Origin of the sequence: Actinophytocola glycyrrhizae, assembly GCF_042653545.1 — a bacterium.
In the GTDB taxonomy this organism is placed as follows: domain Bacteria; phylum Actinomycetota; class Actinomycetes; order Mycobacteriales; family Pseudonocardiaceae; genus Actinophytocola; species Actinophytocola glycyrrhizae.
Window position 1 is genome coordinate 72,802 of the sequence record NZ_JBHSIS010000007.1, and the last position, 13,982, is coordinate 86,783.

The 13,982-nt window shown below is 70.8% G+C and carries 15 protein-coding genes; 8 read left to right on the forward strand and 7 right to left on the reverse strand.

Translation table 11 applies throughout. From position 1 onward, the window contains the following. Positions 1-112 precede the first annotated feature (112 nt). Both ACFPCV_RS16290 and ACFPCV_RS16295 read left to right on the forward strand, forming a co-directional pair. Positions 113-808, forward strand: a complete 696-nt coding sequence (locus tag ACFPCV_RS16290) for a GOLPH3/VPS74 family protein (protein WP_378057016.1) — start codon at positions 113-115, stop codon at positions 806-808. A gap of 103 nt (positions 809-911) precedes the next feature. Then, the gene (locus ACFPCV_RS16295) at positions 912-1,061 is read left to right on the forward strand and encodes a DUF397 domain-containing protein (RefSeq protein WP_378057017.1); all 150 of its coding nucleotides are present in this window, start codon (positions 912-914) and stop codon (positions 1,059-1,061) included. Here ACFPCV_RS16295 and ACFPCV_RS16300 read toward each other — a convergent pair. The 6 genes from ACFPCV_RS16300 to ACFPCV_RS16325 all read right to left on the reverse strand — a co-directional run bounded on the left by ACFPCV_RS16300 (position 1,034) and on the right by ACFPCV_RS16325 (position 5,882). Next, positions 1,034-1,834, reverse strand: coding sequence for an LLM class flavin-dependent oxidoreductase (locus ACFPCV_RS16300; RefSeq protein ID WP_378057018.1), 801 nt, complete (start codon positions 1,832-1,834; stop codon positions 1,034-1,036). The two genes, ACFPCV_RS16295 and ACFPCV_RS16300, sit on opposite strands and share 28 nt — an antisense overlap. 18 nt (positions 1,835-1,852) lie before the next feature. Then, the gene (locus ACFPCV_RS16305; protein WP_378057019.1) at positions 1,853-2,581 is read right to left on the reverse strand and encodes an amino acid ABC transporter ATP-binding protein; all 729 of its coding nucleotides are present in this window, start codon (positions 2,579-2,581) and stop codon (positions 1,853-1,855) included. Further along, complete coding sequence (locus ACFPCV_RS16310) at positions 2,578-3,321, reverse strand: amino acid ABC transporter permease (RefSeq protein ID WP_378057020.1); 744 nt, start codon at positions 3,319-3,321, stop codon at positions 2,578-2,580. Before ACFPCV_RS16310 ends, ACFPCV_RS16305 begins: the two co-directional genes overlap by 4 nt. Next, entirely contained in the window at positions 3,322-4,098 is a 777-nt protein-coding gene (locus ACFPCV_RS16315) for an ABC transporter substrate-binding protein (protein WP_378057021.1), read from the reverse strand. A gap of 7 nt (positions 4,099-4,105) precedes the next feature. Beyond that, positions 4,106-4,921 carry a substrate-binding periplasmic protein gene (locus ACFPCV_RS16320; protein ID WP_378057022.1) on the reverse strand — a complete coding sequence of 272 codons (816 nt, stop codon included), beginning with the start codon at positions 4,919-4,921 and terminating at the stop codon, positions 4,106-4,108. 136 nt (positions 4,922-5,057) lie between these two features. Next, positions 5,058-5,882, reverse strand: coding sequence for an NUDIX domain-containing protein (locus ACFPCV_RS16325; protein ID WP_378057023.1), 825 nt, complete (start codon positions 5,880-5,882; stop codon positions 5,058-5,060). Positions 5,883-5,943: 61 nt separating this feature from the next. Here ACFPCV_RS16325 and ACFPCV_RS16330 point away from each other — a divergent pair, with 61 nt between their 5' ends. Continuing rightward, a complete protein-coding gene (locus ACFPCV_RS16330; protein ID WP_378057024.1) occupies positions 5,944-6,510 on the forward strand; it encodes a TetR/AcrR family transcriptional regulator in 567 nt (188 codons plus the stop codon). A 23-nt stretch (positions 6,511-6,533) separates the two neighbouring features. Here the strand turns inward: ACFPCV_RS16330 and ACFPCV_RS16335 are convergent, their stop codons facing one another. Then, positions 6,534-8,150: a PucR family transcriptional regulator gene (locus ACFPCV_RS16335; RefSeq protein ID WP_378057025.1), complete on the reverse strand. Its 1,617-nt coding sequence runs from the start codon at positions 8,148-8,150 to the stop codon at positions 6,534-6,536. Positions 8,151-8,234: 84 nt separating this feature from the next. Between ACFPCV_RS16335 and ACFPCV_RS16340 the strand changes: the two genes are divergently transcribed. From ACFPCV_RS16340 to ACFPCV_RS16360, 5 genes are all read left to right on the forward strand, one after another. Beyond that, positions 8,235-9,527 carry an aspartate aminotransferase family protein gene (locus tag ACFPCV_RS16340; protein WP_378057026.1) on the forward strand — a complete coding sequence of 431 codons (1,293 nt, stop codon included), beginning with the start codon at positions 8,235-8,237 and terminating at the stop codon, positions 9,525-9,527. Continuing rightward, a complete protein-coding gene (locus tag ACFPCV_RS16345; RefSeq protein WP_378057027.1) occupies positions 9,527-11,023 on the forward strand; it encodes a CoA-acylating methylmalonate-semialdehyde dehydrogenase in 1,497 nt (498 codons plus the stop codon). Before ACFPCV_RS16340 ends, ACFPCV_RS16345 begins: the two co-directional genes overlap by 1 nt. A 125-nt stretch (positions 11,024-11,148) precedes the next feature. Then, complete coding sequence (locus ACFPCV_RS16350) at positions 11,149-11,643, forward strand: hypothetical protein (RefSeq protein WP_378057028.1); 495 nt, start codon at positions 11,149-11,151, stop codon at positions 11,641-11,643. A gap of 17 nt (positions 11,644-11,660) precedes the next feature. Next, positions 11,661-12,956 carry a hypothetical protein gene (locus ACFPCV_RS16355; protein WP_378057029.1) on the forward strand — a complete coding sequence of 432 codons (1,296 nt, stop codon included), beginning with the start codon at positions 11,661-11,663 and terminating at the stop codon, positions 12,954-12,956. Positions 12,957-12,964: 8 nt separating this feature from the next. Further along, the gene (locus ACFPCV_RS16360) at positions 12,965-13,732 is read left to right on the forward strand and encodes an ESX secretion-associated protein EspG (RefSeq protein ID WP_378057030.1); all 768 of its coding nucleotides are present in this window, start codon (positions 12,965-12,967) and stop codon (positions 13,730-13,732) included. Positions 13,733-13,982: the final 250 nt, after the last annotated feature.

Consider the following 13,982-nt stretch of genomic DNA (forward strand, 5'->3'; position numbering starts at 1 on the left):
GTCCGAATGGGCGAATTATCGCCATCTTCGGGCGTGATGCTTGCACCGGCGGCACTCCTGGCCGAAGGTCTGGCGCCAGACGGTACCGAGTACGTGCGCGGATGGCGGAAACATGACAAGCGGCCGACTGCCGACCCTGCGACTGGCCGACGAGTTGTTCCTCGCCGCTCACGATCACGACGCGACACGCATGCGACCGCGGTTGCTGCCGGTGGTGCTGGACATCGGCCTGGCGGGTGCCCTGCTCGCCGAGCTGATGTTGGAGAACCGCGTCGGGCAGACCGAAAGCCACGTCCTCGTCGCGAACCCCCGCGCGGTCCGCGGACTGCACCAGGCGGCCGGCGTCGCCGGCTCGGTGACCGACGAGTTCCTGGAACAGGTCGCCCGCTCGCCCGGACAGCCCGTCTCTGCCTGGCTGAGCCAGTTGCGCCACGGCGCCACCGAGGGGGTGGTGGGCAGGCTGACCAGCGCGGGGGTCCTTCGCGAGGCCAGGACGCGCCGCTGGTGGGGTGGCTCGGCGCTGGAGTACCAGGCAGTCGCCCCCAACCAGGCGGTGGGGCCGGAGGCGCGGATCTTCGGGGTGGTGGGCAGCCGGGCCGCCGACGTCACCCTGCCGACGGCGTTGCTGGCCGGCCTGAGCGACGCGACGGGGCTGCGCGACAAGCTGCCGGTGTGGGACCTGCCCGCGGCCGAGGTGAAGGCGCGGATGGCCCGGCTGCGGAACAGGCTTCCCGCGCCACTGAGCGGCCTGCTGGCCGACGTGGAGACCGCGGTCGGCGCGGCCATGCTGTCCACGGGACATCACTGAGTACCCAAGGCCCATGACCTACGCGCTGACACCGGAAGAGTCACGTCGGTTCATCGACAGGATGGCAGGTGAATACGCCTGAGTGACCACGTAAGAGGTTGTGATGACCTGGCGCAAGAGCAGCTTCAGTGGCTCGAATGGCGGCAACCGCGTCGCGGTGGCGGGCACCCTTGGTGCTGTGCACGATTCCAAGAACCCGACTGACAGGCCGCGTGGACCTGTTGATCAGCCCGTTGAAAGCTGCGCCGCGTAACGGATGAGGCCCTCCAGGTCGGGCTCGTCCTCGGTCGGCTGCAGGATCACCGCGTTCGCCCCGGCTTCCGCGAGCCGCTCGACCATCACCGGGATGTCGTCGTTCGCGACGCCGAACTCGTCGGTCTTCTCGCGGTCGACGCGTTCCTGCGCGCCGTCGCCGATGGCGGCCCGGATGTAGACGGTGATCGGGGTGTCCCCGACCAGCTCCCGTGCCCTGCGCACGCCGTCGACGCCCGCGCGGGCCTCGATGATCACCCCGTCGGCCAGTTCCCCGCACAGCGCGACCGACTTCGGGCCGATGGCGCCCGCGTGGATCCGCGCGGGCGCGGGCCACGTCAGCTTGACCCGGTCGAGGCGCACGTACCGGCCGTCCACGGTGACCTCCTCGCCGTCGAGCAGCCGCCGCAGCGCGGTCAGGTACTCGCGCAGCAACGTCAGCGGCGACTCGACCCGCACCCCGGCCTGACCCATCCACTTCTGTGCGCCGTGCCCCCACGCGATCATGGACCGGCCGGGGAACATCCGCTCGATCGTCGCGACCTCCATGGCCGACAGGGCGACGTTGCGGAGCGGCACCGGCAGCAGACCGATGCCGATCCGCACGTTCGTCGTCCACGCGAGCGCGGCGGCGGCCGGTGCGATGCCGCTCTCGTAGAAGCAGTCCTCCCAGAGCCACAGCTCCTCGAGGCCCGCCTCGTCCGCGGTCCTGATCACCGACTCGAACCGCTCCGGGGGGAACTGCGGCCGCAACACGAACCCGAGTGTGGTCATGCCGATTTCATACCAGGGCTACAGCACCTGCGACAGGAACTGCTTCAAGCGCGGCGAGCGCGGGGCGTCGAAGACGGCCTCCGGTGGGCCTTCCTCGACGATGACGCCCTGGTCCATGAACACGACCTTGTCCGCGACCCGGCGCGCGAAACCCATCTCGTGCGTGACCACGATCAGGGTCAGCCCGCGCCCGGCGAGCCCGGCCATCAGGTCGAGCACACCCTTGACCAGCTCCGGGTCGAGCGCGCTGGTGGCCTCGTCGAACAGCATCACCTCGGGATCCATCGCCAGCGCACGCGCGATCGCCACCCGCTGCTGCTGCCCGCCCGACAGCGCGGCCGGCCGGAACGGCGCCTTCTCCGCCAGCCCGACCTCGGTGAGCCGCGCCATGGCGATCTCCTCGGCCTCGGCGCGGGACAGGCGGCGGACGTCCCGCAGCGGCAGCACGATGTTGTCCAGCACGGTCCGGTGCGGGAACAGGTTGAAGTGCTGGAACACCATGCCGACCCGCTGCCGCAGCTTGTCCGGGTTCGACCGGACCACGCTCGTCCCGTCGAGCAGGATGTCGCCGGAGTCGGGTTCCTGCAGGCGGTTCGTGGCCCGCAGCAGCGTCGACTTGCCGGACCCGGACGGGCCGATGACGCACGCCGTCTCACCGGCCGCGACCGAAAGGGACACCCCGCGCAGCACCTCGAGCGTCCCGAACGACACGTGGATGTCCCGCAGTTCCACACTCGAAGAACTCACGAACGCACCGTCCCGGAGGTCACGAGGTCGGGGGCGGCCGCCACCTTCTTGCCCACCCGCAGCCGCTTGTCGATGTGGTTGACCAGGTGCGTCAGCGGCACGGTGATCGCCAGGTACACGAACCCGGCCGCCACCAGCGGCGACAGGTTGCCCGTGTTCGCCGCCAGGTCCTGCCCGATGCGGAACAGCTCCCGCTGGCCGACCAGCAACCCGAGGAAGTACACCAGGCTGGAGTCCTTCACCAGCGAGATGAACTGGTTCACCAGCGCGGGCAGCACCCGCCGCACCCCCTGCGGGATCACCACCTTCACCATCGCGTTGCGGTAGGACATGCCAAGCGCGCGGCTGGCCTCCAACTGCCCCTTGTCGACGCTCTGGATACCCGAACGGAAGATCTCCCCGATGTAGGCGGCGGCGATCAGGGACAGCGCGAGGATCCCCAGCGGGTACGGGTTGGTGCCGACGACGTCCCGCGCGACCGTGCCGAGCCCCTGGCCGATCACGAGGATCGTCAGGATCGCGGGCAGGCCGCGGAAGATGTCGGTGTACACGCGGGCGGGCCAGCGCAGCCACCGCTTGGTGGACAGCCCCATGACCGCGAGCACCATGCCCAGCACGGTGCCGATCACGGCGGACGCGCCTGCCAGGATCAGCGTGTTCAGCAACCCGGTCTTCAGCAGGTCGGGGAAGACCTGCCAGATGTACTCCCAGTTGAGGAACGTCTCGAGGAACTGGTCCATCTACTTGGCTGCGAACTCGGGCGGCGTCGGCGCGTTGGGCTCGAACCGTTCGTGCAGTTCCTCCCAGGTGCCGTCGTCGATGACCTGCCGCAGACCCGCGTTGATCCGGTCGATCAGCTCGGTGTCGCCCTTGTCGAACGCGTACCCGTGCGGCAGGTCCGTGGTGATCGAGTGGACCACCTTCAGCTTCGCGTCCGGGTTCTCCTTCGCGTACGTGTCGGCCGTCGCCAGGTCGAACACCGCGCCGTCGATGGCCTTCGTCTTCAGCGCCGACAGCGCGGCCGCGTCGTTGGGGAACCGGACCGCCTGCGCGGTCGGGTGGTTCTCCCCGAGCCACGAGTCCGACACGGTGCCCTGCACGACACCGATCCGGTTCCCGCCAAGGGTGTTCTCGTCGGTCACCGGTGAGCCCTCGGGGGCCTCGATGCCCAGCGACTGGTAGTTGTACGGGTCGGAGAACGCGACCGTCCGCTTGCGCTCCTCGGTCTGCGAGATGGCGGAGCTGCCGATGTCGAACGTCCCGTTCGCGACCTGGCCGAGCAGCGCGGAGAAGTCCGTCGCCACGAACTCCAGCTTCAGGCCCTGCTTGTCCGCGATGGCCTTCAGCAACTCGTTGTCGAAGCCGGTGAACTCACCGTTCTCCTGGTAGGCGTTGGGCTTCGAGTCGCTCAGGGTGCCGACGCGCAGGGTGTCCTCGCCACCCGCGTCGTCGCTGCCGCACGCCGCGAGCGAGGCGGCCGTCGCCACCGCGGCCAGGGCCAAGAACAAGCGTTTCATCGTCGAGTCACGCTCCTGGGTTCCGCACAGGCAGGCCGGGCCCGCCCTGTGCCAGTTCCTTCGGCAGGGGGGTGTCCTGGTAGAACCTGGACCACAGCTTCGCGACCGTCCCGTCGGCGATGGCGGCGGCCAGACCCTTGTTGAGCTTGTCTAGCAGTTCCTCGTTGTCCTTGCTCACCGCGAAAGCGGACGGGGTCTCCTTTGACTCGATCGTGTACCCCAGCTCCAGCGGCGCGTCGGCGTTCTGTTCAAGGTACTGGGTGCCGATGTCCCTGGGTACCACCCAGCCGTCGAGCGTGCCGTTGCGCAGTTGTGCGAAGCCCGCGTTGTAGTCGGGGAAGCGCACGACCTCGGCGCCGTCGACGCGGTTGGTCGCGAAGTCGTCCTGCACCGAGGCCTGCACCACGCCGAGCCGCTTGCCCTTGAACGCCGCCGCGCTGTCGAGCCTCGCGCCGTCCTCGGTGACGATCGTCGTGTACTCGGTGGCGTAGCCGTCGGAGAACGCGACGGTCGCCTTCCGCGCCTCGGTGCTCGAGATCGTCGAGCTGCCGATGTCGAACCGTCCATTCGCGACACCCGCGAGCAGCCCGGCGAACTCGGTGCCGACGAACTCGACCGCGAAGCCCTCCCGCTTCGCGATCTCGCGCAGCAGCTCGTTGTCGTAGCCGGTGAACCTGCCGTCCTCGAAGAAGATCGCGGGCGGCGCGTCGGTGAGGGTGCCGACGCGGAGCACCTGCCCGCCGTCCCCGGAGTCGCTGCCACACGCGGTCAGCGCCGCGGCCAGCACCCCGGAGACGAGCACGGCGAGAATTCTGGAACGCATTGTGTTGTTCTCCCCTGGAATCCCGATTTCGGGCGCCACAGTATGGATTCGGGGAGGCCGGGCTCACCTCGTCCCACACTGTGGGCGGTGCGCGGTGCCGTCGGTCACAGCGGGAATCAGACGGGATCGGACGGGATCACAGCAGGTCCAGCAGCCACCTCGGGCCGAGCGTACGCGCGCCTTGGGCCGCACAGCGCCGTTTCAGCTCCCGGTCGGCGGTCACGACGTGGACGTCGACGCCCGGCGCCGTGAGCTGGTTCACGGTCTCGACGATCGTGTCGTCGCCGTCGTGCTCGGCGCGGACGGTCCGGACGTGGTCGGTGTCACCGACGTCCTTCGCCTTGCCCTCCACGATCATGACGAGTTCCGGGAAGGCCACGTCGAACGGCGCCAGCGGCACGCCGTCGAGCTTGTCGATCTGGTCGCGGAGGCGGGTCGCCGCGCCGTGCCGGTCCCGCCACCAGCCGTCGTTGCGCGAGCCCATGACGTTCGCGGTGTCGACGACGAGGACGGTCCTGCGGATGGCCGCGCGCACCCGTGGCCACGCGGCGGCGAACGGGGGGAACAGGTCGAAGTCCTCGACCTCGTCGGCGGGCACCCACCGGGCGTCCTTGGTCTCCCAGTCGCCGGGCGCGACGTCCTGGCGCTCCGGCAGGTCGCCGACGACCGTGTCGTAGTGCCAGCCGTCGTGGTCCTCGCGCAGCACGCCGTGCAACCGCACCGCGCTCACGTCCAGAGTGGACTCCTCGGCGGTCTCGCGGAGCGCGGTGGCGACGGCGGCCTCGTCGCGGTCGCGGGCGCCGCCGAACAGCCCCCAGGTCTCGGGGCCGAGCGACATCGCGGACCGCTGCTGGAGCAGCACCGCACCATCGTGGTGAACGAGCAGGCCCGCGGCGCCGAACTTGCCCCAGTGCCGGTGCCCGAGTCCACACTGGACGAACTGGTCGCCCTCCCGCAACATGCCGCCCATGGTACGTGGGTCACCTCGGATCGGAATATACAGACTGGTCTATTCTAGCGTCATGGCAGACACCAAGGGTGCCCGGACGAGCGCACGTCTGGTCGAGTCGATGCTGGAGCTGATCCAGACCCGCGGCTACAGCGGCACCGGACTCAACACCGTGGTGGCGCACGCGAGCGCGCCGAAGGGGTCGCTGTACTTCCACTTCCCCGGCGGCAAGGAGGCACTGGGGGAGAAGGCCGTCGAGCTGGCCGCCGACCGGTTCCGCGCGCTGGTCTCGGCCGGGGGCACTCCCGGCGAGGTGGTCGGCGGCGTGCTGGCCGCGCTGGCACGACTGCTCGAGGAGGGCGACTACCAGCTTGGCTGCCCGGTCTCGGTGGTCACGCTCGAGATGGGCGCGGAGAGCGACCGGCTGCGGACGGCCTGCGCGAACGCCTTCGAGTCGTGGGTCGCGCCGCTGGCCGCGCGCATGGTCGCGCACGGCCGGTCCGAGGAGGAGGCCCGCTCACTCGCGACGGCCGCCGTCAGCATGGTCGAGGGCGCGGTGATCATGTCCCGCGCCCAGCGCTCGGTGGCCCCGCTGCGCTGCGCGGCCGACACCCTCACCCCGCTGCTGGACCGGCCGTGACCGGGCACGGCCCGGGTGCGCGTTCAGCCGTTGATCTCGTGCACCAGCAGCGCGACGTGCAGTGACAGCACCGAGTCCGGGTCGTCGAGCGAGACACCGAGCACCTGCTCCACCCGCGCCAGTTGCTGGTAGTACGCGGTCCGCGACATGTGCGCGGCAGAAGCGGCGGCCGACTTGTTGCCGCCGTGGGCACAGAAGTGCCGCAACGCGTCCAGCAGGCGGCTGCCATGGGTGGTGTCACGGCTCAGCAGTGGCCCGAGCTCGCGGGCGGCGAACGCGGTGACCCGGTCGTCGTCGGCGAGCAGGTGCAGCAGGCCGCGCAGGCGCACGTCGTCCAGCCGGTGGTACTGCCGGTCGTCGGGGGTGCGCAGCGACGCCTTCGCGACGTGGGCGGCCTCGATCAGCGTGCGGCGGGCGTCGGAGGTCTCCTCGACCGTCGTGCCGACCGCGACGATCACCGGCAGCGCCTTCGGTGTGCCTGCCGCCGCCTGGTGGATCTCCTTGGCCAGCCTGCGCAGCACCGCGTCGGAGTCCGCCTGCGGGGTCAGCGACAGCAGCGCACGCACGCTGATGTCGTCCACCACACCCACGAGCGCCGCCACCCTGGCCCGCCGCGCGGCCAGTGCCGTCGCCTCCGCCAGATCGCGCAGCACCTCCTGCGTCGCCATCGACGGGCGGAGCGCGGTCGCGGTCGACGGGCGAACCGACACACCCAGCAGTTGGCGGCGGTGCAGTGGCACGCCAAGCGCGCTCGCCCGGGCCGCGATGTCCGCCGCGGTCGTCGTCGACCCCAGCAGCTCGGTCAGCAACGTCCGGTGCGCGTGCCGTTCCAGGCTCTCCCGGTCACGGGCCACCAGCCGGTGCACGGCCAGCGCCGACGCCGCCCGCTCGGCGATCACCACCTGCCGGTGCTGCGGCTCCACCGGGCAGACCAGCACGAGCCTGCCCCAGTCGTTGCCGCGCGCCCCCACCACCGTGACCAGCCAGCCCGCCTCCGGGTGGTAGCTCGTGCGGGCGTCGACGGTGACCGCCCGCGACCGGATCGCCCAGTCCGCGACCAGCTCGTGCGGGTCGGTGCCGGCCGCGTCGTAGGCCAGCACGTCGTGGCCCAGCGTCTCCAGCACCACCGGCAGCCCGGAGGCCCGCGCCACCTCCCGCAGCACCTCGGCTGGCTCGGCGCCGGCCACGGTCAGCGCCGTGAACGTCTCGTGCACGCGTTCCGCCGCCCGCAGCTCCGCCACCTGCGCGGCCACGATCAGCCCGACCACGGCCTCGGTCACCGCGACGAACCGGGTCTCGCGGGACAGCGTGATCAGCGGCAGCTCGTGCGCGTCGGCGGCCTCGACCAGCGCGGCGGGCAGCTCGCGCTCCCAGTGGCGGACCAGCTCGACCACCACGCCGACCACACCGGCCGCCGCCAGCTCCCGGACGTAGGTGGTCAGCGCGGCCGGGTCGTCCGGCAGCGCGATGCCGGTGGTGAGCACCAGCTCGCCGCCGCGCAGCAGGGCCGCGATGTCCGCGATCTCGGCGATGTGCACCCAGCGGACCTTGCGGTCGAGCCCGTTCGCGCCCGCGACCACCATCGCCATGCCCTGCCGGATCACCGGCAGGGTCAGCACGTCCGCGACGGTCGGGTACATGCACGCACACTGTACGGACGGGCGGCGGTCCGCGATACACACTGTCCATGGCGTGCCGGGGGACGCGTCGGCACACTCGATGGCATGGACCGTCTGATCGACCGCCACCGCGCCGTGCTCCCCGACTGGCTCGCGCTGTACTACTCCGACCCGCTGGAGATCGTGCACGGCAACGGGCGGCGGGTGACCGACTCGAACGGCAGGACCTACCTCGACTTCTTCGCCGGGATCCTCACCAACGCGCTCGGCTACGACGTGGCCGAGGTCAGCGACGCGGTGCGCAAACAGCTCGACACCGGGCTCCTGCACACCTCGACGCTCTACCTCATCCGCAGCCAGGTCGAGCTGGCCGAGGAGATCGCGCGCCTTTCCGGCATCCCCGACGCCAAGGTGTTCTTCACCAACTCCGGCACCGAGGCGAACGAGACCGCGCTCATGCTGGCCACGCAGTACCGGCGCAGCAACCAGGTACTGGCGATGCGCAACTCCTACCACGGGCGTGCTTTCGCCACCGTGGGCATCACCGGCAACCGCGGATGGTCAGCTTCTTCACTTTCACCGGTTCGGGTGTCGTATGTGCACGGCGGGTATCCGTACCGCAGCCCGTTCCGCGGACTGTCCGACGCCGACTACATCAAGGCGTGCGTCGAGGATCTCCGCGACGTGCTCCAGACGGCGACCTCCGGCGACGTGGCCTGCATGATCGCCGAGCCGATCCAGGGCGTCGGCGGGTTCGCCACACCGCCCGACGGGTTGTTCGGCGCGTTCGCGGAAGTCCTCGCGGAGCACGGGATCCTGTTCATCTCCGACGAGGTGCAGACCGGGTGGGGACGGACCGGGGAGCACTTCTGGGGCATCGGGGCCCACGGCGTCACGCCCGACATGATGACCTTCGCCAAGGGGCTCGGCAACGGGCTCGCCATCGGCGGTGTCGTCGCCCGCGGCGAGGTCATGGACTGCCTCGGCGCCAACTCGATTTCCACGTTCGGGGGTAACCCGGTCGCGACGGTCGGTGCACGCGCCGTGCTCGACTACGTGCGGGACCACGACCTCCAGGCCAACGCGGCGGCACTCGGTGCCCGGCTTTTGTCGGGGCTGCGGGATATAGCTGTGTCCGACCCGGTCGTCGGGGACGTGCGAGGCAAGGGACTGATGGTGGGTGTGGAGTTCGTCGAGCCGGGCGGCATGGCGCCCGCGCCCGCCGTGGCCACGCGCGTGCTCGAGGAGACGAGGGCGCGCGGGCTGCTGGTCGGCAAGGGCGGCCTGCACAACAACGTCATCCGCCTCGCGCCGCCGATGACGCTCACGGGTGCGGAACTGGACGAGGCGCTGGCGATCCTGAGGGACGCGATCGCCGCATCGGGAGGAGAACGCTGATGGCCGCATCGATCACGCACTGGATCGACGGCAAGCCGTGGGCCGGCGTGGCCGCGCGCAGGGGCGAGGTGTGGAACCCCGCGACCGGCGAGGTCGCCGGGCACGTCGACCTCGCGTCGCGTGCGGAGGTCGACGCGGCGGTCGCGGCGGCGGCGAAGGCGTTACCCGGGTGGCGGGACACGTCGCTGGCCGCGCGGTCCAAGGTGTTGTTCGCGTTCCGCGAGCTGCTGAACCAGCACAAGGACGAGCTGGCCGCGATCGTCACCGCCGAACACGGCAAGGTGCTTGACGACGCGGCGGGCGAGGTGGGCCGCGCGCTGGAGAACGTCGAGTTCGCCTGCGGTGTGCCCGCGCTGCTCAAGGGCGGGTTCAGCGAGAACGCGTCGACGCGGGTCGACGTGTACTCGATGCGCCAGCCCCTCGGCGTGGTCGGCGTGATCTCGCCGTTCAACTTCCCCGCGATGGTGCCGCTGTGGTTCGTGCCCAACGCGATCGCGTGCGGCAACACGGTGGTGCTCAAACCGTCCGAGAAGGACCCGTCGGCGGCCAACTTCATCGCGGGCCTGTGGCAGCGGGCCGGTCTGCCCGACGGCGTGCTGAACGTGCTGCACGGCGACAAGGTCGCGGTCGACGGGCTGCTGACCCACCCGGACGTGCGCGGCATCTCCTTCGTGGGGTCCACGCCGATCGCGCGGTACGTGTACGAGACGGGCACCGGCCACGGCAAGCGGGTGCAGGCGCTCGGCGGCGCGAAGAACCACATGGTGGTGCTGCCGGACGCCGACCTGGACCTGGCCGCCGACGCCGCGGTGTCCGCCGGGTTCGGCTCGGCGGGCGAGCGGTGCATGGCGGTGTCCGTCGTGGTCGCGGTCGACCCGGTCGGCGACGAGCTGGTCGACCGCATCGCGTCCCGGATGGCCGCGCTGCGCGTCGGCGAGGGCACCAAGCCGGATGCCCAGATGGGGCCGCTGGTGACGGCCGCGCACCGCGACAAGGTCACGTCCTACCTGGACGCCGGTGTCGGCGAGGGCGCGAAGCTGGTGGTCGACGGCCGCGCCCACCCGGTCGACGGCGGCGACTCGGGCTTCTGGCTGGGCCCGACCCTGTTCGACCAGGTGCGCACGGACATGTCGCTGTACCGCGACGAGATCTTCGGCCCGGTGCTGTCGGTGGTTCGCGCGGACAGCTACGAGTCGGCGGTCGAGCTGGTCAACGGCAACCCCTACGGCAACGGCGCCGCGATCTACACCAACGACGGCGGCGCGGCCCGCAGGTTCCAGAACGAGGTCGAGGTGGGCATGGTCGGCGTGAACGTCCCGATCCCGGTCCCGGTCGGCTACTACTCGTTCGGCGGCTGGAAGGACTCCCTGTTCGGCGACACCCACGCCTACGGCCCCGATGGCCTGCACTTCTTCACCAGGACGAAGGTCGTCACGTCCCGCTGGCTCGACCCGTCGCACGGGGGTGTGAACCTGGGCTTCCCGCGCAACGACTGACGAACTTGGTCGAAGCGGAACCACGACGCCGGGCCCACCGTCATAATGCCCGGGTGAACTGCCTGGTCACGGGCGGTAAACTCGGTGCGGTCAAGGGGTAGGGATGGACGAGGGGCGTGGTGGGCGTGCCTGACGGTGCGAACACGGAGAACACTGGCAACGCGGAACAGGAGCCCGGTACACCTGCCGAGCAGGTGGACCAGGAGATCGCGTCCACCGAGGTGCTGAACTGGTGGCGCTCGCTGTTCGGGTTCGGGGGGCAGCCGCAGCCGCACGAGTCGGGCGGCGGCGGGGTCGGCGGACAGTACATGTTCGCGAGCCTCGAGGAGCTCGACACCGTCATCGCCAAGTGGGAGGACGAGCGCGACGGCATCCTGGAGGACCGTCAGCAGATCTACGACGCCTACCACGTGATCCGTGATCCAGCCGCGGACGCCATGAGCCGCTACCAGGCCGACGCGTCGCGCGACTCGATCGCCAACATGTTCCAGCACAACAGCGCCATGCTGCGGTACGCGGAGAACTACATCGAGAAGCTGAAGGCCAGCCGGGAGCAGATGGCGATCATGGAAGACGGCAACCGCGACCGGCTGCGCAGCGTCCGCGACGTCGAGGCCTGAGGCGAGGGGATCGGGGCATGGGCTTCTGGGACACGTTCAACCCGTTCGCCGGGATGACCGGTGCGGAGATCTACCACAACTTCCGCGGCGGCACCGGTGACAACGGCGCCGGGCTCTACAGCGCGGCGTTCAAGGTGCAGCTGCTCGTCAAGAACTACAACGAGCGGACCAAGTCGATCACCGCGCTGACCACGTCGATGGAGAGCGCCTGGGAGGGCGGCGCGGGTGGTGCCGCCCGCCGGGGCGCAGGCCCGCTCGCGGTCGAGCACGGGCTCGCCGGTGACACCATGACCACCGCGGAGACCACGCTGGGCAGCCAGTTCGACGCGTTCCGGTCGGCGCAGCGCACGGTCACCGAGGTCCCGCCGACGCCGGACAAGCCGAGCCCGTGGGAGAACCTGACGAGTCTTGGCGGCGCGAACCGCAACTACGAGAACCAGGTGACGCAGGTCAACGCGGCCAACGACCAGAACGTCCTGATCATGGAGGCGTACGAGGGCGAGTCGGAGGCCAACGCGTCGGCGATGCCGACCACGTACGGCCGGATCACCGACGACTACGCCGAGGTCGGTGTCGAACGCCCGCCCCCGCCCACCCCGCCGGTGGCCTACGAGCGGCCGCCCGGCACGAGCGGTGACCCCGGCAGCGGCAACACGAACAACAACGGCAACTACACCCTGCCGGGTACGAACGACCCGTCGTACCAGAACAACAACCCGAACAACCAGAACAACAACACGACCAACCCGAACCACAACAACCAGACGAACCCGAACGACTTCCGGCCGCCGCCGCCGTCCACGGTGGAGCCACCGCGCTTCCCGCCAGGCCCCAATCCCGGCCAGAACCCGAACCAACCCGGCATGCCGGGCATGCTGCCGCCCCCGGGCTTCGGCCCGAACGGCGATGGTCGCGGCGATGGTCGCGGCGGTGGCCGTGGCTTCGGTCCCGGTGGCGGCCGCGGCTTCGGCCCTGGCGGTGGCGGTGGCGGCATGGGCGGCCCCGGCTCGGGCGGCTCGGGCGGACCTGGTTCCGGCGGCGGCGCGCGCGGCCTCGGTTCGGGCTTCGGCCCGGGTGCGGGCGGCGCGGCGGCAGCGGGCGAGGGCTCGGCGGCACGCGGCGGCATGGGCGGCCCGGGTGGTGGCGCGGCCGGTGGCCGCGGTGCCATGGGCGGCGGCATGGGCGGTGGCGGTCGCCGTGGTGAGGGCGACGACGACACCGAGCACGAGCGGCCGTCGTTCCTGGTCGAGCCCGACCCGCACGACACGTTCGGCACCGACGAGGTCACCGCCCCGCCGGTGATCGGCGGGTAGGGACCCCGGTGCTCGAGAAGCCGCTGACGCTGCACACGGAAGCACTGGCGAGGCTGGTGCGCATGGAAAACCTGGGCGACCTGCACGTCACGCTGAAACCGATGGCCGTCTGGCGCCCGAAGGCCGACCAGAGCCGCCTGGAGACCGAGGCACGGAACGAGTTCCAGCGCCTCGGTCTCCTGGACCGCCGCGGCCGCGTGGAGGTGGAGGTCGCCGCGTCGATGGCGGTGCTCACCCGCGCGGGCGCCGAGTTCTACGGCTGGATCAACGAGGGCGACGACACCAAGGGCGTGCTGGCCGGCGCGATAGGCCGCGAGGCGATCCTGGCGGTCCGCGAGGGCGCCATGGTGACCATCACCCAGATCCGCCCCGAGACGCTGCCGAACGCACTGGTGGCCCAGACCCCGGACGTCCCGCCCTCCCGCGGCGAGGCGGTGAGCGTGCTGCGCTCGGACATGCTGGCGACGGTGGCGGGCCGCCAGCGCACCGCGGCGGGGGTGGGCATGCGCCCGGCCCCGCCAGAAGTACGCATCGTCCAGCAGGTGATCGCCCAACCCACCACCGGCAGCGGCGAACTGTACGTGGCGGTCCGCGACCGCATGGGCCGCAGAACCCCCGTCCGCGCCCCCCTCCGCTACGCCGACACCCCAACGGGCCGCTGGCTGAACCACATGACAGCCGTCGAAGGCGACGAACGCATCCTGGTGGCCCCCGCCTCCCGCAGCGACCTGGCAGGCCGCCTGCAGGAGATGCACCGCAACCTGACCTCCCGCTAGATGGTTGATTCCGTGAAGTCGGTGTGAGTGGGCTTTGCCTGGTCGACGGGATGGCAGGGAGCCCCTTTCGGGTGGGCTTGCGCCACCATCGGGGTTGCGCGGGCAGAGCCCCGCTTCGCGGGGCCGGGCGCGGAGCGCCCTGGCTTTGGTGCCGTGTTGACGGCGTGGCAATGCCCTGAAAGGCGCGTTCAGGGCGCTGGGCGCCCTGAATGGCCCATTGACGGCAGTGGTTGTGCCGTGATGGGCCATT